This window comes from Amycolatopsis halotolerans, assembly GCF_042647905.1.
In the GTDB taxonomy this organism is placed as follows: Bacteria; Actinomycetota; Actinomycetes; order Mycobacteriales; family Pseudonocardiaceae; genus Amycolatopsis; species Amycolatopsis halotolerans.
Genome location: NZ_JBHRWI010000051.1, coordinates 98,118 through 117,427 on the forward strand (window position 1 = coordinate 98,118; position 19,310 = coordinate 117,427).

At 69.8% G+C, this 19,310-nt stretch carries 12 protein-coding genes and 1 pseudogene; 9 read left to right on the forward strand and 4 right to left on the reverse strand.

What is annotated here, in order from left to right:
- Together ACFORO_RS35575 and glgB are read left to right on the forward strand one after the other, a co-directional pair.
- The gene (locus ACFORO_RS35575; protein ID WP_377869785.1) at positions 1-1,404 is read left to right on the forward strand and encodes a maltokinase N-terminal cap-like domain-containing protein; all 1,404 of its coding nucleotides are present in this window, start codon (positions 1-3) and stop codon (positions 1,402-1,404) included.
- Between the two features lie 5 nt (positions 1,405-1,409).
- Positions 1,410-3,611, forward strand: coding sequence for a 1,4-alpha-glucan branching protein GlgB (glgB, locus tag ACFORO_RS35580; protein ID WP_377869786.1), 2,202 nt, complete (start codon positions 1,410-1,412; stop codon positions 3,609-3,611).
- 244 nt (positions 3,612-3,855) lie between these two features.
- Here the strand turns inward: glgB and ACFORO_RS35585 are convergent, their stop codons facing one another.
- A complete protein-coding gene (locus tag ACFORO_RS35585; protein WP_377869787.1) occupies positions 3,856-4,848 on the reverse strand; it encodes a helix-turn-helix domain-containing protein in 993 nt (330 codons plus the stop codon).
- An 85-nt stretch (positions 4,849-4,933) separates the two neighbouring features.
- Between ACFORO_RS35585 and ACFORO_RS35590 the strand changes: the two genes are divergently transcribed.
- The 3 genes and pseudogenes from ACFORO_RS35590 to ACFORO_RS35600 all read left to right on the forward strand — a co-directional run bounded on the left by ACFORO_RS35590 (position 4,934) and on the right by ACFORO_RS35600 (position 11,779).
- Positions 4,934-9,055, forward strand: coding sequence for a S8 family serine peptidase (locus ACFORO_RS35590; RefSeq protein WP_377869788.1), 4,122 nt, complete (start codon positions 4,934-4,936; stop codon positions 9,053-9,055).
- Between the two features lie 208 nt (positions 9,056-9,263).
- Positions 9,264-10,088 (forward strand): annotated as a pseudogene (locus ACFORO_RS35595) (glycoside hydrolase family 16 protein); the annotation flags it as partial.
- A gap of 203 nt (positions 10,089-10,291) precedes the next feature.
- Entirely contained in the window at positions 10,292-11,779 is a 1,488-nt protein-coding gene (locus tag ACFORO_RS35600) for a S1C family serine protease (RefSeq protein WP_377869789.1), read from the forward strand.
- A gap of 31 nt (positions 11,780-11,810) precedes the next feature.
- Here ACFORO_RS35600 and ACFORO_RS35605 read toward each other — a convergent pair whose 3' ends face one another.
- Complete coding sequence (locus ACFORO_RS35605) at positions 11,811-12,632, reverse strand: oxidoreductase (protein WP_377869790.1); 822 nt, start codon at positions 12,630-12,632, stop codon at positions 11,811-11,813.
- 79 nt (positions 12,633-12,711) lie between these two features.
- Here ACFORO_RS35605 and ACFORO_RS35610 point away from each other — a divergent pair, with 79 nt between their 5' ends.
- The 4 genes from ACFORO_RS35610 to ACFORO_RS35625 all read left to right on the forward strand — a co-directional run bounded on the left by ACFORO_RS35610 (position 12,712) and on the right by ACFORO_RS35625 (position 17,075).
- Complete coding sequence (locus ACFORO_RS35610) at positions 12,712-13,236, forward strand: MarR family winged helix-turn-helix transcriptional regulator (protein WP_377869839.1); 525 nt, start codon at positions 12,712-12,714, stop codon at positions 13,234-13,236.
- 64 nt (positions 13,237-13,300) lie between these two features.
- Positions 13,301-13,861, forward strand: coding sequence for an isochorismatase family protein (locus ACFORO_RS35615; protein ID WP_377869791.1), 561 nt, complete (start codon positions 13,301-13,303; stop codon positions 13,859-13,861).
- Positions 13,862-15,020: 1,159 nt separating this feature from the next.
- Positions 15,021-16,154 (forward strand): acyltransferase family protein, encoded by a 1,134-nt coding sequence (locus ACFORO_RS35620; protein ID WP_377869792.1) that lies wholly within the window; start codon positions 15,021-15,023, stop codon positions 16,152-16,154.
- 219 nt (positions 16,155-16,373) lie between these two features.
- On the forward strand, positions 16,374-17,075 hold the full coding sequence (locus ACFORO_RS35625) for a hypothetical protein (RefSeq protein ID WP_377869793.1): 702 nt from the start codon (positions 16,374-16,376) through the stop codon (positions 17,073-17,075).
- A gap of 810 nt (positions 17,076-17,885) precedes the next feature.
- On the opposite strand, the gene ACFORO_RS35630 is transcribed toward ACFORO_RS35625, so the two are convergent.
- On the reverse strand, positions 17,886-18,314 hold the full coding sequence (locus ACFORO_RS35630; RefSeq protein WP_354749451.1) for an Imm1 family immunity protein: 429 nt from the start codon (positions 18,312-18,314) through the stop codon (positions 17,886-17,888).
- Positions 18,305-19,033: a DddA-like double-stranded DNA deaminase toxin gene (locus ACFORO_RS35635; RefSeq protein WP_377869794.1), complete on the reverse strand. Its 729-nt coding sequence runs from the start codon at positions 19,031-19,033 to the stop codon at positions 18,305-18,307. Before ACFORO_RS35635 ends, ACFORO_RS35630 begins: the two co-directional genes overlap by 10 nt.
- Between the last annotated feature and the right edge of the window lie 277 nt (positions 19,034-19,310).

Here is a 19,310-nt window from a genome sequence, read left to right on the forward strand (position 1 = left end):
GTGAGTCCGCTGTCGCACCACGGTTTCCCGCCCGCACAGCCCGAACTGTCCGAGGTGTCCGGGGCGCTGACCGCCCTGCTGCCGGACTGGCTGCCCGCGCAGCGCTGGTTCGCGGGCAAGGACCGGCCGGTCGACGAGGTCCGCCCGGTCGAGCTGACCGTACTGGCCGGGCCTGATCCGCTGCTGGTGCACGCGGTCGTCGACGTGCTGCAGGGCGACCGCACCGAGCCGTACCAGCTGCTGGTCGGCCGCCGGTCCGGGGTTCCCGAGGTCGCTTCGGCGGCGGTGCTCGGCGAAGGCCTCTACGAGGCGAGCGGCGACGCGGACCTCACCGCCGGGCTGCTGGACCGGATGGCGGCGGGCGGGTCCGCCGGGCCGCTGCGGTTCGCGGCGGAGCCGGACGCGACGCTCGAGCCCGGCCTGCGCTCGCGGCCGATCACCGCCGAGCAGAGCAACACCTCGCTGGTGTACGGCGGGCAGTACATCCTCAAGCTGTTCCGCAAGCTCAGCGCGGGGACGAACAAGGACCTGCTGCTGCACCGCGCGCTGCGGGACGCGGGCTGCAAGCACATCGCCCGCGTGGTCGGCTCGATCTCCGGCGAACTGCACGGCGAGCCCGCGACGATGGGGATGCTGCAGGAGTTCCTGCCGGACGCGGTCGACGGCTGGGCGATGGCGACCACGAGCGTGCGGGACCTGCTGGCCGCACCGGACCAGGCCGCGGCCGAGGCGGGCGGCGACTTCGCGGGCGAGTCCGAGCGGCTCGGCGCCGCGGTGGCCGAGGTGCACGCGGACCTGGCGACCGCGCTCGGCACCGAGCCCGCGGACAGCGACGAGCTGGACCGCACGGTGCGCGCGATGACCGAGCGCCTCGACCAGGTGTCCAGCGTGGTCCCGGAGCTGGCCGTGTACGCGCCCGCGCTGCGCGAAGTGTTCGAAACGGTGCGCGCGCACGAGTCGCCGATCGTCATGCAGTACATCCACGGCGATCTGCACTTGGGCCAGGTGCTGCGTACCGTCAACGGATGGCTGTTGCTGGACTTCGAAGGCGAACCGGCCGCCCCGGTCGCGGAACGGCACGCGCTGCGCTCGCCGCTGCGGGACGTCGCGGGCATGCTCCGGTCGTTCGACTACGCGGCGCACCAGCGGCTCGTCGGGCAGCCCGAGAACGCGGACGTGACCCGGCACGCGATGGAATGGGCCCGGCGCAACCGCGCCGCGTTCTGCTCCGGGTACGCCCGCGCCGGCGGCCCGGTGGGCGACCCGCAGGCGCAGGCGGGCCTGCTCCGCGCCTTTGAACTGGACAAAGCCGTGTACGAGGTCGCCTACGAGCACGCGAACCGGCCGGACTGGCTGAGCGTGCCCCTGGCGGCGATCGCCCGCAGCACCGACGGAAGCGAGTGACCCCCGTGAACGCTGTCCCCGCGGATCTGCCCTCGGCGGCGCCGTCTCCGCTCGACATCGACCGGCTGCTGGCAGGCGAGCACCACGACCCGCATTCGGTGCTCGGCGTGCACACCGACGGCAGCGACATCGTCGTGCGCGCGCTTCGTCCGGGCGCGACGTCGGTGTCCGTCGTCGCAGGCGAGCGCCGCGTTCCGCTGGAGCGCGTGGCGGACGCGCTGTTCGCCGCGGTGCTGCCGGAACATCCGGGCGACTACCGGCTCGAGGTCGGCTACGACAACCACACTGTCGTCACCGACGATCCGTACCGCTGGCTGCCGACGGTGGGGGAGCTGGACCAGCACCTGATCGGCGAAGGACGGCACGAACGGCTGTGGGACGTGCTGGGCGCGCACGTGCGCCGGTACGACACTCCGAACGGCGTTGTCGAAGGCGTGTCTTTCGCGGTGTGGGCGCCGACCGCGCGCGGCGTGCGGGTGATCGGCGACTTCAACGCGTGGGAGGGCCGCGGCCACCCGATGCGCTCGCTCGGGTCTTCGGGCGTGTGGGAGCTGTTCGTCCCCGGCGTTTCCGTCGGCAGCTGCTACAAATTCCGCATCCTCGGCGCGGACGGGCACTGGCACGAGAAGGCCGACCCGATGGCGTTCGCCACCGAGGTGCCGCCCGCGACCGCGTCGAAGGTGACCGAATCGTCGTATGCCTGGGGCGACGACGGCTGGATCGCCCGGCGCGAGGCCACCGACTGGGCGGACGCGCCGATGAGCGTGTACGAGGTGCACCTCGGCTCGTGGCGGCCCGGGCTCGGCTACCGCGAGATGGCCGACCAACTGGCCGACTACGTCGAGGAAACCGGCTTCACGCACGTCGAACTCCTGCCGGTGGCGGAGCATCCGTTCGGCGGCTCGTGGGGCTACCAGGTCACGTCCTACTACGCGCCGACGTCCCGCTTCGGTTCGCCGGACGACTTCCGGTACCTGGTCGATCACCTGCACCAGCGCGGCATCGGCGTCCTCGTGGACTGGGTGCCCGCGCACTTCCCGCGCGACATCTGGGCGCTGGCGCGGTTCGACGGCAGCCCGCTGTACGAGCACGAGGACCCGCGCCGCGGCGAACAGCCGGACTGGGGCACGCTCGTGTTCAACTTCGGCCGCAACGAGGTGCGCAACTTCCTCGTCGCGAACGCGCTGTTCTGGCTGGAGGAGTTCCACCTCGACGGCCTGCGCGTCGACGCGGTCGCCTCGATGCTGTACCTCGACTACTCGCGCAAGGACGGCGAGTGGCTGCCGAACGAGTACGGCGGCCGGGAAAACCTCGACGCCGTAAGGTTTCTGCAGGAACTGAACGCGACTGTCTACAAGCGACACCCCGGCGTGGTGATGGTCGCCGAGGAGTCCACCGCCTGGCCCGGCGTCACCCGCCCGACGCACTTGGGCGGCCTGGGTTTCGGCTTCAAGTGGAACATGGGCTGGATGCACGACACGCTGCGCTACCTGTCGCACGAGCCGATCCACCGGGCGTACCACCACAACGAGATGACCTTCTCGCTCGTGTACGCGTGGAGCGAGAACTTCGTCCTGCCGCTCTCGCACGACGAAGTGGTGCACGGCAAGGGTTCGCTGTGGGAACGGATGCCCGGCGACGACTGGAACAAGGCGGCCGGCCTGCGCTCGCTGCTGGCGTTCATGTGGGCGCATCCGGGCAAGCAGCTGCTGTTCATGGGCGGCGAGTTCGGCCAGCCGCGCGAATGGTCGGAGTCGCGGTCGCTGGACTGGCACCTGCTGGAAACCCCGCTGCACCGCGGAGTGCGCGACCTGATCCGGCAGCTGAACGCGATCTACCGGGACACCGCGGCGCTGTTCAGCGGCGACGTCCGGCCGGAGGGCTTCCGCTGGATCGACGCGAACGACTCGGCCGGGAACGTGCTGAGCTTCCTGCGCCTCGGTGTGGACGGCTCGCGGCTGGCCTGCATCGCCAACTTCGCCGGGGTTCCGCACCACGACTACCGGGTGGGCCTTCCCGCTGCGGGCCGGTGGACCGAGGTGCTGAACACGGACGCGGAGTCGTTCGGTGGCTCGGGGGTCGGGAACTTGGGCGCGGTGGAGGCGACTGAGGAACCTTGGCACGGTCAGCCCGCGTCGGCGGTGGTGCAGCTTCCGCCGAGCGGGGTGTTGTGGTTGCTGGAGGAACGTCCGTCCACTGAGGACTGAGGCCCGCCACCGCCACCGCCACCTCCGCCCCGCGCACCGCTGCTGGCGTCCGTGAAGGGCCCCTTGAGGGAATCCAAGTCCGTGAAGGGGCCCCTCACGGACAGGTGAGGGTCGTGAGGGGAACCCTGAGGGACTCAGAGTCCTTGAAGGTGGCCCTCACGGACCGCATCTCCGCCGCCGCTGGCGTCCGTGAAAGGCCCCTTGAAAGAATCTGATTCCCTCAAGGAGTCCTTCACGGACCTCGTCACAGCAACCCGCGGGCCATCGCGTTCATCCCGGCCTGAAACCGGGTCGTGGCGTTCAGTTCCGTCATCAGCCGCTGAACCCGCCGCTGCGTGGTCCGCGCGCTCCACCCGAGCGCGCGGGCGATCCCCGCGTCCGTCTGCCCGGACGCCAGGAGCGTGAGCAGCGTGGCGGTATCCCGGTCCCCGCCGGTCAGCGCCCGCGTGATCGGCACCGCCCGGTCCCACTCCGCCTCGAAGAGCGTGACCAGCGCGTCCAGCAACGCCGACGCGTGAATGATGTACGCGGCGTCCACGACGTGCGGCGACGAGCTGATCGGGATCACCGCGACCTTCTCGTCCGCCATCACCATCTTGATCGGCAGCGTCGGCCGCACCCGCGACTTTTCGCCGTGGCTGGCCAGGATGTCGCCGCGCAACCGGCCCGGCACGGCGATGGCGGCTTGCGCGTAGATGACCCGATAGGCGATCCCCGCTTTCAACCGCCGTTGTTCCTCGCCGAGGTTCGCGCCGGGCGGCTTGACGTACGGCGGCCGGTCGAAACCTCGGATCTGTGTCCGGGCCTCCTCCTGCAACCGCAGCACCCGGCTGTCGATGTTCTCCGTCCCGGTGACGACCTCGACCAGCTCCGCCGGATGCGTGAACCGGCTCGCCTCGCGGTGCACTTCCATCAGTTCTTCGATTTTCGCCCGTGCTTCGCGCAGCTCGGCGGCCCGTTCCGCGGCCAGCGCGCCGAGCGCGAGATCGGGCGGCGCGGCGAGATAGCGCGCCGGTCGTCCGGGCACGCGGCTCGCCAATCCGGCTGCGGTCAACCGGGAAAGTGCGCGCGACACCTGCTGCGCGGACAGCCCGCATTGCTCGGCCACGTCCGCCGCCCGGGTGCGCGGATGCCCGACAAGCGCGGTATAGACCCGGATGTCCGCGGGCGGCAGGCCGAGCGCGGACAAATCCGGCGCGGCCTGGCGGGAATCCGCCACCTGGCGACTATTGGTCATGGTGGCTATCTTGCGCCACGCCGTCGCGAGCTGGGAAATTGATCCGACCACTGACCCCCGTCCCCCCGACCTGAAAGGGGGCGCTGTGTCTCGCGCCCGAACGTCCTCGCTGCGCATCCTCGTCGCCTCGGCCACCGCCGCGGTGACGCTGTGCGGCCTCGCCGCAGCTCCGGCTTCCGCCTCGGCGCCACCGGCTCAGCCACCGTCCAGACATGTCGCGATGCCGGACGGGGGAGCGGTCACGCTCGCCGCCGACGGCACCGCGACCCGCACCGACGCCCACGGCAAGACTGTCGCGAAAACCGTGCTGCCGCTTGCCCAAGGCACGTCCACACTCGGCGATTTCGCCCCGACCGACGACGCGGTCCGCGCCGCCTTCACGCGCCAGCAACCCCACGACGTCGTCCTGCGGCTAGCGCCGTCGACATCCGTGACAGGCCCGCCGATTGCGGCGGGCAAGCGGGCCGCTCGCACTTCCGACAACGTTGTCAACGCCGCTCTCACTGATGTCGGCGCAACGTCGGTAGAGCCCGTCTTCCCCGACGCCACCGACGTTCCCGCACTCTCGAAGACCGTCCTGGTGCACCTTCGTGGCACAGACGCAGCCCAGGCCGCGCAAAAGCTGTCGAAGACGCCAGGTGTGGTGAGCGCCCGCGTGAACCGCCGCGTGTCCGCGATGTCCACCGGTCCAGTCCCGGTACCACAACCGTCCGTCCAGGCCGCGCAGCAGAAACGCGCGCAGGCCAAGCCGCCCGCGCCGCTGCCGGACAACTACGGCGTCAGCTCGTCGGCGGAGAGCTACCTCAACGCGGGCGGCACCAACGCACTCGGCGCGTACAGCCTGCTGAAATCCAAATACGGCCAACTGCCCGGCACCGGCCAAATCATCACCAACGTCTCCATCGGCGACCTGACCGACCAGGGCATGGCCGACGCGGGCGACCAGTATGTCCGCACCTACGGCCCGACGACGATCGTCCGCGACGGCCAGCGTTACCTCGATCTTCCGTCCATGCCGCTGATCCCGACCTACACGGCGAGCCCGTCCGGCCGCCTGGACCCGCTCGGCTCGGCGGAGGGCCAGGACCCGGGGCTCGGCGAAGTGCTGCTCGACTTCGGCGTGATGGCCCCGCTCCCGCACGACGCGCAACGGCCGGACGCGACCGGTTCCGGCTACACGGACCTGCTCGGCATCGCGCCGGGCGCGCAGTACCGGCTCGTCGTGCCGCAGGAGCCGACCGTCGACCAGATCGCGGTTTCGCTGCTGGCCGCCGCCCGGCAGACGCCGCGGCCGAACGTGATCACGGCGAGCCTCGGCGAGGGCACCGACACGGTCGGCTTCCCCGGCCGGTACCTCGAAGACGATCCGCTGTTGCAGTCCGTCGTCAGCACGATCGTGCACCAGTACCACATCGTCGTCACCATCTCGGCCAACGACGGAACGCGGCTGTACACGCCGACCGCGGTCGGCCCGGACGGCGGCAGCACGCCCACCGACGTGGCTCGCAACGCTGGTGACACCACCGACATCGACGACGACGCGTACTCCACAACCCCGACCAAGGTCCTCGACAGCGGCGCGATCGCCGTCGGCGGCACGACACTGGACGACACTCTGTCGGTGCCGCAACGCTCAGGCACTCCCGCCGCGCACAACCCGACATACGCCACGACCCGCTTCAACGGCAGCGCGGCTTACTCGTCCGGCTTCGGCTCGCGGGTCAACATTTCCGCGCCCAGCGACGGAATTCTCGTCTATCAGCACACCGAACACGGCTCCGCGCAAGACGTGACGCCCGTGCTGAACGGCGGCACCTCGGCCTCCGCGCCGATGACCGCCGCCGCGGCAGCCGTCGTGCTCCAAGCGGCGAAACTGACTGGCCGCCCGATGAACCCGCTCGACGTCCGGAACGTGCTGACGCATTCAGCGCGGCCGGTCTCGACCCCGCCGCAGGCAGACCGGCCGGTGACCGTCGGACCGCAGCTCGACGTAACCGCCGCTCTCCAGTCCGTACTCGGCGTCCACACTGCTCCGGCGATCGCGCGGGTCTCAGTCGCGCACCGGGTGACCACCGGCGGTCTCGGCGCTGCGTTCCTGGAGGACGCGCCGGACGGCCGGATCGACCTCGCCACCAACGGCACCGGCGAAGGCCTGGTCGGCCCGGTCACGATCGGGGCCGACGTCGCGGGCGCACCGCCGGGCGCGTCGTACGCGGTGAAGGTCGGCGGCAAGGAGTTCCGCTCAGCGGTACCCGCGGTCCGGCTGAGCCCGACCGAACTCCTGACCGCGGCCGGAATGCCCGTCGTAGCAACAACAGACCGGAGCGTCCCGGTCACCTTCGAGGTCCGGATCGCGGGCTGGCTGATCGCGTCGGCCACCCGCACGCTGACCTTCGGCCCGACCGACGGCACCTACGCCGAAGCACAGGCCCCGGTCGCGCCCGCGACTGTCCACAGCGGACAGTCGACGACCGTGCATTACGACCTCACCGGCGTCCGCAACCTGTCGAACCCGCAGCTGGTCGTCTCGACGCTCGGCCACTGGAGCCCGGTCAGCGCCCCGCTGTTCGGGACCACCTTTACCGCCCCGCTGCTCGCGACGTCCGGAGACATTCTCGTGCCAGCCACGGCATTCGCCTCCGGCAGCGGGATCTACGGCATCGGAATCGTGCAGCGCTCGGTCACCGGCAGCGTCGGCGATCCGGTGTACGGCGAATTCACCGCGGTTCGCGTCGGCGGCGATGCCGGACAACGGCCGGACGCGCCCATCCTCGGCACTGGCCACCACGCGGAGATCACCCGCGCCGCACCGGGATTCTCGGTCGGCTACGACGTCCGCGGCATTCGCGGCGCGACCGGTGCGGCGGTCGAGTTTTCCGCACCCGCACCGACGCTGTTCAAATCGCTCAACACCGTGACGAACGCGAACGGCGACACCCGGGACGCAGGCGGCCCGAGTGCCGGATCGGTTGCCTACCAACAGCTTCCCGGCCGCAATGGCACCGCGTCACTGGACGCGGGCAAGCTCGGTCTGGGCGGTTCGCTGTCCTACAACGTCCGCGTCTTCGCGACCGACGCGCACGGACGGATCCTCGGCCAGGCCTCGCCCACGTCCTTCCTCACCGTCGACGACGGACTCGCGCCAGGCGACACCGTGGTGACGAGCTTCGCCGCATCGGCCACCGGAACGTCGTACGTCGCGCTGCGCGAACCCGGCGCGGGGGAGTCGGTGCGGGAGTACGACACCGCCAAGGGCACCTACGGCCGGGCACTCGCCAGCGACGAATCGCCGGATCGCGGATACCAGGTCCTCGGCGCAGATCCAGACGCACATCGCTTGGCACTGCTGCACTTCGGCGGCGATCAGTCCACTGTGGAGACTTACGACACGGCTTCGGGCAAGCTCGTCGCCAGCGCCGCCGCAACCGGGTACTCGCTCGACGGCGGCCGCGTGGATCCGGTGCACCACCGCGCCGCGCTCCTGGCACACCACGACGGCGACAACGCCGACACGGTGCTCCCGCTCGACCTCGCCACGGGCACGTTCGGCAAGCCAGTGCCCGCCGACCCGCCGGGCGTGGGGGCAGGCGCGTACCAGATGCTCGACCTCGATCCGGCGAACGGTTTCGTCTACCTGAGCCGGGCCAACAGCAGCCTGATCTGCTTCAGCGGCGGTGCCGGTCCGGTGGCTCGCGTCGACCTGAACTCCGGAGAGGTCCGGCGGGCGGACGGCGGCAGCGGATGCGCGACCGGGCTGGCGGTCGACTCCGGGGCCGGGCGGGTCTACCAGTCGGACTACCGCGCGATCAGCCTCAACATCGTCGGCACGTCGTCGCTGGTGTCGGTCGATGAGGCGACGCTGGCGCCGGCGGGCACCATCGGCGTGCGCAAGCAGAAGGGCGGCTTCCTGGCGGTCGACGGCGTGCACCGCCTCGGGCTGGAGGCGTTCCGGACGCCGCCGGTGCTGTCGCAGTTCGGCAAGGTCGGCGGCGTGGTCACCGACAACAACGCGACGAGCCAGTTCGCGGTCGTCGACCTCGCCGCCGGGAAACCGGTTGCGGTGGTGCCGGGCCTGAACTTCGTGGCCGGTCCGTTCGGCGGCGAGTTCGACCCGCTGACCGAGCGCTCGGCGCAGCTCGACCCGGCCGGCCGCATCGGCTGGGCGCCGTCGGCGGACGGACGTCAGCTGCAGCAGTTCCGGTACTGATCAAAGCCGGATGACCGGACCGCTTGCCCGTCCGGTCATCCGGCCTTGCCCGGAATTCCTTCCGGGAGCGCCTTTCCCCGGCACCGGTCGGAAAATGACCCACGGAACGTCTTGCCGGTGAAGGCGCTGGTGGGCATACTTTGTTGCCATCCACAACAAACCCGGGGTGGCGCCGCCAGGCCGCCCCTCGAGTGATTGAGGGATGACGATGACGTCCACGCACACCTCCTCCCGCTGGCGGCGGCTCGCGATTCCCGCGGCGCTCGCCGTCGCCAGTGCGGTCGCGCTGACGCCCGCCGGGAATGCCGCCCCCGCAGCCGCTCCGGCCGCCGGGTTCTCCGACGACTTCAACGGCCCTGCGGGCGCACCCGCCGACGGGGGCAAGTGGAGCTACGAAACCGGCGACAACAACGGCAACAACCACGAACGGCAGTGGTACACCTCCGGCGCGGCGAACGGCGCGCTCGACGGCCAAGGCCACCTCGTGATCACCGCCAAGAAGGAGAACTCCGGCAACAACTGCTGGTACGGCGCGTGCCAGTACACCTCGGCGCGGCTCAACACCGCCGGCAAGTTCAGCCAGGCGTACGGGCATATGGAAGTGCGGATGAAGCTGCCGCGCGGGCAAGGAATGTGGCCCGCGTTCTGGATGCTCGGCGGCGGGCAGTGGCCGGACGACGGCGAGATCGACGTGATGGAGAACATCGGCAAGGAACCGAACACCGTGCACGGCACCATCCACGGCCCCGGCTACTCGGGAGCGGGCGGCATCGGCGCGGCGTTCAACGGCCCGAACTTCTCCGACGACTTCCACACCTACGCGGTCGACTGGTCGCCCAACAAGATCGTCTGGCTGGTCGACGGACAGGCCTACCAAACCCGTACCCCGGCGGACCTGAACGGCAAGAAATGGGTGTACGACCACCCGTTCTACCTGATCCTCAACCTCGCGGTGGGCGGCGACTGGCCGGGCGACCCGGACGGCAACACCCAGTTCCCGCAACAGCTGGTGGTCGACTACGTGCACGTGAGCTGACCACCCTCGCCGCCGGAATCCCGGCGGCGCGGAGAAGGCGCGGTCTCCGCAGGCCCCGTCCGGCTCTTTTCCGAGCCGGGCGGGGCTTCTTCGTGCCGCCCGCGCGGGTACACAGCTTCCGCACGGACGACGGCAAGGAAAATCTCAGGTACCGGGTGTTTGCTGAGCTGGCGGAGGGTCACGAGACGCGGGAGCGGACCATGAACGAGCAGGAGCGAGGCGGGCAGGACCAGGGACAGCCCGGCTACGGCGGACCGGCGCATCCCTATTCGCCGGGAGCGGGGCAGCCGTATCAGCAGGGCTGGGGACAGCAGCAGGCCTGGAACCCGCCGCCCGGCGCGTACGGCCCGCAGCCCGGCGGCCAGTACGCCGGGCAGCCGCACCCGACTCAGCAGTTCGCTACGCCGTACCACCGGCCGCAGCGGGCCAGCCACCCGTTGCGGACCGCGGCCGTCACGGTCGGCGCGATCGCGTTGTCGGTCGCCGTCGGGCTCGGGGTCGGGCACTTCGTGTGGACGCCGTCCGCGCCCTCCGGAGTCTCCGGGAACCAGAACTTCGGTTCGATCGGCAACCAGACCAACCCGTCGAACACGGCCATCGACCCGCAGGCGATCGCGAAGAAGGTCAGCGCGGGCATCGTCAACATCAACACCGAGCTGGGCTATCAGGGCGCGGCCGCCGCCGGCACCGGCATCGTGCTCACCGCCGACGGCGAGGTGCTCACGAACAACCACGTCGTCGAGGGCGCGACCAGCATCAAGGTCACCGACATCGGCAACGGCCAGACGTACACCGCGTCCGTGCTCGGCTACGACCGCAGCCACGACGTCGCGGTGCTCAAGCTGAACGACGCTTCCGGGCTGGCCACGGAGGCGCTCGGCGATTCGTCCTCGGTCAAGGTCGGCGACGCGGTCGTCGGCCTCGGCAACGCGGGCGGCGCCGGGGGAGCGCCGATCCCGGCGGGCGGCCGGGTGACCGCGCTGAACCAGTCGATCACCGCGTCCGACGAATCGAACAGCTCGTCCGAACAGCTGAAGGACCTGATCCAGGTCGATGCCAACATCCAGTCCGGCGATTCCGGCGGCCCGCTCGTGAACGCGCAGGGCCAGGTCATCGGCGTGGACACCGCGGCCTCGGCCGGGTACCAGTTCAACGGCGGCGGCGGACGTCGGAGCCACGGGGGGCTCGGCAACGGCTTCCCCGGGAGCGGCTCGCAGGGCGACTCCCCAGGCGACTCGCAGGGCAATGGTTCGCAGGGCAATGGCTCGCAGGGGTCCAGCGGGAACGAGGGCTACGCGATCCCGATCAACCAGGCGATCTCCATCGCCCACGAGATCGTCGGCGGCACCGGTTCGGACACTGTCCACATTGGAAAGAGCGCGTTCCTGGGCGTGACCGTCAGCGACGCCGGGCAGCAGCAACAGCAACAACAGCAGCAGCAGCAGGGCGGATCCGGCTCCGGCGCGGCGATCCAGCAGATCGTCCCCGACGGTGCAGCCGCGAAGGCAGGCCTGGCCGCTGGCGACGTGATCACCGCGGTGGACGGCAAAGCGGTCGACTCGCCCACCACGCTGACCACCTTGATGGACCAGCACCACCCGGGCGACAAACTGACCGTGACCGTCGTCGACCAGACCGGTCAGCAGCAGAACGTCACCGTCGTACCCGCCGAGGGCCCCGTGGGCTGACCCGCCGGACCATCCGGACGGCTGAGTTCGTTCAGCCGTCCGGATAACGCGTGTCCAGCGAAACCTCCTCCCACGCCGCCAGATCCGCGAGCTGCTGCTCCAGCTTCGCCCGGATCCGGTTCACCGCCTCGGGCCCGAGCGGCAGCCGCAGCGGAGCGTCCGGCGTGTCGACCAGCTTGACGATCGCCTCGGCGGCCTTCGCCGGATCGTTCGGCTGCGCGCCGTCCTGCGCGGAAAACCGTTGGCGCATAACGCCTGCCGGAGTGTCGCGATAGTCGTCGATGGGCTCGGAGAACGTCATCGACCGCCCGGCGAAGTCCGTCCGGAACGGCCCCGGTTCCACCAGGCTCACCCGGATCCCGAGCGGCGCGACCTCCCCGGCGAGCGCCTCGGACATCCCCTCGAGCGCGAACTTCGACGTCGCGTACAACGCGTGCCCCGGGTTCCCGACCACCCCGCCGACCGACGACAGCTGCACGATGTGCCCGCTGCGCCGCGCCCGGAGATGCGGCAACACCGCGCGAGTGACGTTCAGGACGCCGAACACGTTGGTCTCGAGCACCTGCCGCGCCTGCGCGTCGGTCAGTTCCTCAAGTGCCCCCACCAGTCCGTGCCCGGCGTTGTTGACGAGCACGTCAATCCGCCCGTACTCGCTGATCGCCGCGCTCACCGCCGCTTCCACCGACGCCGGATCCGTGACGTCCAGCCGGGCCTTGAATGTCTTCAACCCGTCGAGCGCCGTTGTGTCGCGAGCCGTGGCCACGACCTTTTCCCCGCGCGCCAGCACAGTTTCCGCGAGCACGCGGCCGAACCCGCTGCTCGCTCCCGTGATGAACCAGACGCGTCCGGACACGCGAACCTCCCCAGGACCAGGTACCTTGATACTCAAACCAAACTACCTTGAGCTTCGAGGGAGTGTCCAGTTGGACTCAGTGGGGGCGGGCCTGCCCGAATGGCTGGCCGTGATGCCGGAGGGCGTGGACGAGCAGGTCGAAGCGGCCCGGCAGCGGATCGGACGGCTGTCGCGGCAGTTCGAACAGGTGTTGCGCGGCGTGGCGGAGGAATACGGATTCAGCACGGGGGATTGGCAAGCGCTGTCGGCTTTGCACCGATCCGACCGCGCCGCGGTGCTGACGCCGAAAGAGCTCGGTGACCGCCTGGGCGTCACCTCCGGCACCGTCACCGTCCGCATCGACCGCCTGGAACGAGCGGGCCTGGTAGAACGCGTCGCCGCGGGTTCGGACGGCCGAAGCCGCCCCATCCGCCTGACCCGCAAAGGCCGCGCCCGCTGGGCCGCTGCCACGAAGAAACGCACCGAACGCGAGCAGGCTCTGTTCGTGTCGGCCGTAGGCGCGGACGACCTGTCCGACCTGAACGCCGTGCTGGCCCGCCTCCTGGCTCGCTTCGAAACCGAATTCGGTCCGTCTTCTCCGCACGATGCCCTCCGCCCGGAGTGAGTGCGGCGTTTTTTGTCGGTGGCCGGGTCTAGCGTGAGCGGTACCTGACTGGAGGGAAGACCCGATGACCACGCTCAACGACCGCCCGAACACCGCACTCCTCGTCGTCGACGTCCAGAACGGCGTCGTCGCTGACGCACACGAGCGCGACGCCGTCGTAGCGAACGTGGCCGCCTTGGTAGACAAAGCCCGGGCGGCCGAGATCCCCGTCGTCTGGGTGCAGCACTCCGGCGAGGGCCTGGAGAAAGGCAGCGCCGAATGGGCCCTCGTCCCGGAGCTGACGCCCTCGCCCGCCGAACCGCTGATCGAGAAGTCTTACGGCGACTCCTTCGAAGACACCACCCTGGAATCAGTGCTAGCTGACCTGAAGGTCGGCCACCTGGTGGTGAGCGGAGCCCAAACGGACGCCTGCATCCGCTCCACTCTCCATGGAGCCTTCGCCCGAGGCTACGACGCGACCTTGGTGAGCGACGCCCACACCACGGAAGACCTCACCAAGTGGGGAGCCCCGTCGCCCGCGCAGGTCATCGCGCACACGAACCTGTACTGGGGCCACCAGACCGCTCCGGGCCGGACCGCGGGCACGGTCGTCACGGAGGAGGTCGCCTTCAAGACGGGAGTCTGACGCCGTCGCTGCTCTGCCTCCGGTCTGCCTCCGGTCTGCCTCCGGCCGGATCGCAGGCAGGGTCGCCACAGAGGGGTCGCTTTCAAGACTGGGTGTGACGCTGTCCTGCTCTGCCCCGGGCGGGACCGCAGGCGGGTCGCCACGGAGGAAGTTGCCTTCAATCCCGGAGTCTGACGCTGTCGCTGCACGTCTCCTGGCAGGAGCGTAGGCACGGTCGTCACGAACGAGGCTGCCTCCAAAACTGGAGCCTGATGGCGTCGCCGCTCGGAGCGTGAGACCGTCGCCGGGAGCCGGGAGCCGGGAGCCGGGAGCCGGGAGCCGGGAGCCGGGAGCCGGGAGCCGGGAGCCGGGAGCCGGGAGCCGGGAGCCGGGAGCCGGGAGCCGGGAGCCGGGAGCCGGGCACCAGGCAGGTCTGAAAGGTCGGGGCGGTCGGCTCCGACCTGCCGGGAAGTCGGGCGAGCGGGCCGGGGCAATCCGCCAGTGCGGCTCGACCGGCAGCCGAAAGCCGGATTGGCGTGGTCGAGCCGTTCGGGCCGTGCTCGGCCGGGATCCCGGTTCGGCTGTCCGGGCCTGCCGAGGCACCGCTCTGAGCGTCGGCGATCGACCGGGCGCACGTCGCCCGAGCCTGGCCCTCCGGGACCGGCGGTAAGGCGACCTGGCTGGCAACGTCCGCAAACTCGCTCGCCAGACCACGCCCCACCCACAGCGGCGTCCGGCCCACGGCGCGCGCAACTCGCGGCAGAGGTCCCAAAGCACCCAAGCCCGGCAACTCGCCCAATACCTTCTCCCATCAGCCCGCGCAACGCGACCACCCACAAGACCGATTCAGCCGCGACCCGTCTCACTTTCCGCCGCCTCCCGATCAACACCGCCCACCGCGACCAAGCAAGCATTTGTCCGTCACATCCAACGGGTGAATCCTGCTTGCCCCCAACCCAAAACCTCTCACTCACCGGAACCCCGCACCGCACAGCGACAGCCCCGCCGCCCCGCGAACCACGAGTCACCCCAAAGCAAAAACCCCTCTGCCACCAAGGATTCCTCCGAAACACGCTCGCCCGCGGACCACGAACCCGGGCCCCTGTACCGGAAATACCCCGGCCAACCCGCCCCAGGGTCCCTCCCCGTCCCGCGAACCCCACCAGTTACGGTGGCGCGCGTGTCCTCGTTCCGTCCGGTGAGCGTGTCTTCGGGGAACCGGCGGATCAGCTGGGACCTCGTGCGCGGTGGGTGCGTCGTGCTGGTGCTGCTGTACCACGCGACGTTCATGAGCGTCGTCGTCCATCCCGAGCTCGGGCCGCGGCGGTTCGTGTTCCCGCATCAGATCGGGGCGAGCCTGCTGCTCGTGATTTCCGCGTACTTCGCCGCCGTCACGATCGGGCGCGGGTCGCTCGGCCGGTACTGGTGGGGCCGGATCGCGCGGTTGCTGCCGCCGTTCCTCGCGGCCGTCGTGGTGATCTACTTCGCGCTGCGGTACCTCTCGCCGCCCGGCTGGTTCAGTCCGCGGTTCGGCGATCTCGCCGGCAACCTCCTGATGCTCTGGAACTGGAAACCCGCCGAGTTCCCCTTCCTCGACGGCTCCCACTGGACGATTCCCCTCCAGCTCATGGCGTTCACCGTCGCCGCGCTGCTCTTCCGGAGCAGCTGGGGCCACGGCCGCAAGTTCCGCGTCGTCATGTGGGCCGCCCTGCTCGTCCCGCTCGCGCAATGGCCGCTGCGCATCGCGGGCCCGCCCGAGTGGTACCGCGTCATCGTCGACGGCTTCGGCTTCCACCGCTGGCACCTCTTCGTCGCGGGCATCGCGGTGTGGCTCTGGACGACGAAACGCGTGTCCACGACGGAATTCGTGCTGCTGGAAGTCCTCTGCGTCGCCGCGCACGCCCTGCACGGCGCGACCGTCACCCCCACCGGAATCCACGTCGAATGGGGCTCGACGATCGGCATCGCGATCGGCATCGCGGTCATCTCCCTTGCCGCGGCGGGCCCGGACTGGAACCGCTTCCTCCCGCCGTTCGCCCAGCGCGCGATCACCTGGTTCGCCGGCGTCTCCTACGGCGTCTTCCTGATCCACCAGGCCATCGGCTACCTCGTGCTGCACTGGCTGTCCGGCCTCGGCCTCGACCCGCTGCTGCAAACCGCCGGGATGATCACCGCCGGCGTCCTCCTGGGCTGGGCCCTCACCCGGCTGGTCGAACGCCCCGCCCACCGCTTCCTCCTGCGCGGCTACGACTCCTGGGCCGCCCGCCGCCGCCCCGACGACGAACCTGCCCCGGTCACCGCCGGAAATCCCTGACGCTCAGCACCCGACCGCGCCGTCCGTCCGGCCTGAACGCCCCGCCTTCGACGATGGAGCAGTCTGAGGCGCGTTCCGTTGCAGGTGCCGCAACGACCTTCCGGGAATTCGGCGTTCCAGCAGAAATCCCCGGTCTATGTCCGGGTCATCCCTGATGCCCGAAAGCTGATCATGGCCATAACGTGAAAGTCCGGCTTGAACGAGAAGAGGACGAGAAACGTGCGAAGTGGTCGGTTGGTCGCGGCTGGTGTCCTGGCGGCGAGCGTCTCGGCGTGCCAGCTCCCCGTGCAGCAGGACGGAGCTGACGGCGTCTCCGTCGGGGTTTGGCAGAACACCGTGAAGGACACGTCGACGCTCACCGGTTCGGCGACGGCGATCAAGATCGACAGCCCCGCCGGATACGTGCGGCTGCGTTCCGGCGGTGCCCGCGACTCGATCACTGTCGAGCGCGAGATCCGTTACCAGGGCGCGAAACCGGAGGGCGTGTGGCATCGCTTGACCGGGACGTCGCTCGAACTCGACGGAACCTGCGGAACCCAGTGCGTAGTCTCCTACACCGTCACCTTGCCCGATCGCGTGGCAGTGACCGGAAAGATGGGAGCTGGCGAATTCGAAGCGGGCAAGATCAGCTCGCTGGACCTGACGATGTCCGCGGGCCGGGTCGCCGTCCAGGACGCCGCCGGGCCAGTCAAGGCCGTGACCTCCGTCGGCGAAGTAGACATCACCCTGAGCGCGGCAGCCGACGCCACCATCAGGACCGACGTGGGTGCCGTTTCCCTCACCGTCCCGGGCACGGACTACGCGGTATCGGCGAAAACCTCGGTCGGCGAACGGAGCGGCACCCTCCCGGACCGGCCGACCGGCGCCCACCGCATCGAGGTGAATTCCAGCGCCGGGGAAATCCGGCTCGACTCCCGCTGATCCAGTCGCGACCAGGTGACCGGGCGAGAGGGTCACCGCGAAGCAGACGATCAACGCCGCGGCACAGCCCGGAACCAGTTCGCGGCGACCGCTGGCGAACGGCCCGGACGGGGAAGACCTGTGCGGCAGTCTCGCCGAGGCGGTCGCTGCGGGCCTGAACGGCAGCGTCGTCGCGGTGTCGCTCACCAGGTCGTGGACGTGCTGATCAACCAACTGGGGGAGAGCGGGAAACGAAGACGACCGCGGAGGATCGTCCGTGGCCGCGAAACAGACTGGGTTGATCCGCCTGGTCCAGTGTTCGTCGGCCACGGCTCCCACTGGGTGAACCGTTCCACACGGACGACTACCTGACGATCCGTCGCGGCTTCGACGGGAATCCTGAGCAGGTGACTTGGTCGAGCGGCAAGATCACGCTAGTAGTGCACCGCGTTGGGAGTACACCGCGGAGTTTCACGGGGAGGGGTGCAAAGTCACTGCGACCCTCCAGCACGACGCGCCACGCATCGACGTGTACTACCGCATCTCGGGCCACGTATGGAACAAGGAGTCATGCATCCGGGCCCGGTGGCCAGCCGTTGCGGAGGGCGGGACGAACCTTTGGCGATCCGCCGCCAACAGTTCCTCTCGCGGAGTGGCAGCAACCCCTAAGTCCAGGCGGCAAAATCGAGCTATTTCCCGGGCGTAGGGACATTCCGAACCCTGTCCGCATGGAGTTGCTGCTGGAACTGCACTCCGTTCCTGCCGGCCAGCACCCAGACGAAGTACGCCGGTGGGTGGCCGAGAAGATGCCCGCTGTCGAGCGAAAAGACCCTACGGCTCACGCCACGTGATCATGCTGGGCCGTGCGCCGCTGGAAGCCACGTGGTCGTGGACCGCTTGGCGCACGGTTGGCCAGGTGATCTCTGCGTTCTGCGGAATCTCGCGTGGGTGGGATTGGTAGTCGTAGTCGATCATGACCGGCGAGGTTCCGCCGTTGTCGCTGATGACGGTCGGCTTGCCCTTGGTCATATGGATGACGAACCCACACGTCGTGGCGGCTGCGCGCACCCCGAACTGCAAGGTCGACACCCACCCTGTCTCGTCCTCGCGGTCGAGTTGGGCGACCACGCCGACGTTGACGTCCGGCGACTCCGCCTCGGCCACCATCCGGTCCAGCAGTTCGTCCGCCTCAGCCGATGTGCTCAGCGCGACCGGTTCCCGGTGCTCCGGGTCGTAGTACGCGTCGAACGTCACTCCCACCGTTTGCCTCCCTTGTACGTCTTCTTGAATCCGCCGGTTCCGTGGACCGTGAGCGAGCTGCCTTCCGGCAGCACCACGCCGATCAGATCATCGCAGCTCGCCCGGCCGGTGCACGGCTGGTTGTTGACGACCACGGTGGCGCGCCGGATCCCGGTATCGCGCATCCGGGCCGCGACCTTGAGTTCAACGTCGGCGGAAGCGGTCATCGGCGTGTACGGGCAACCGGCTTCCTTCACGACCTGGTTTACCCGGTCTGTCCATTCGTCCCGGCCGCTGGTGACGGCGTGCGAGCCTCCGTCCTCCGTGAGCAACCGGCCGTGTGTTTTCACCCCGCGACCGCGCGTGACCGGCGGCGGAAGCTCTTGCCGCGCCTTCTCTACCGGGTCTTTCGACTCAGCTTTCTGGTCACTGGGCGGCCTGGGCGGGCTGCCGCTGGCTTCGTCCGGTTCGCCCCCGCCGCGGATATCCTCGATGTACCTGTCCAGGTGCGCGGATGCCCGGTCGAGCAGTTGTTCCGTCGCGGCGATGCCGTTCATGGTCTCGGCGAACGGGCCTGCCGCCCGCGCGACCTCCTGCGCGGTCGCGCCCTGTGCCGCCTGCGCGAGGGTTTGGCCAGCGTCTTTGGTGGATTGTCTCGCGCTCGCGAGCCGCGATCGGCCTGCCGCGATCTTGGCTGCGGCGGCCTTGACACCTTTGATGATCTCTTCGACGCCTGCCACTGTGCGTAGCCACCACCCCTGACCTGCTGGAGGTAGATCCGGGATCGCCGCAGAGCCGTTCCCCCTGCCTGGCTGTGACCGGGCTTCTGGGCGCGGGTCCGTGGGGATGTCCGCAGTACCCGCGTCGCTCCACTGTGGACATACCCACGGACCCGGGAGTTCTCACGGTACGCGCCCTGCTCAGAATGCGAGAGTATTCCTCGGGACACGAGCGAATGGCACACAGCGCGGACGCGCTCTCAGAACGCGACCGCATTGCTCACAACCCGAGCAAACC

Excerpts from the sequence above, each read along its gene's own strand:
- ACFORO_RS35600 (WP_377869789.1), top strand. The coding sequence starts at position 10,292 with ATGAACGAGCAGGAGCGAGGCGGGCAGGACCAGGGACAGCCCGGCTAC.
- ACFORO_RS35615 (WP_377869791.1), top strand. The coding sequence starts at position 13,301 with ATGACCACGCTCAACGACCGCCCGAACACCGCACTCCTCGTCGTCGAC.
- ACFORO_RS35585 (WP_377869787.1), bottom strand. The coding sequence starts at position 4,848 with ATGACCAATAGTCGCCAGGTGGCGGATTCCCGCCAGGCCGCGCCGGAT.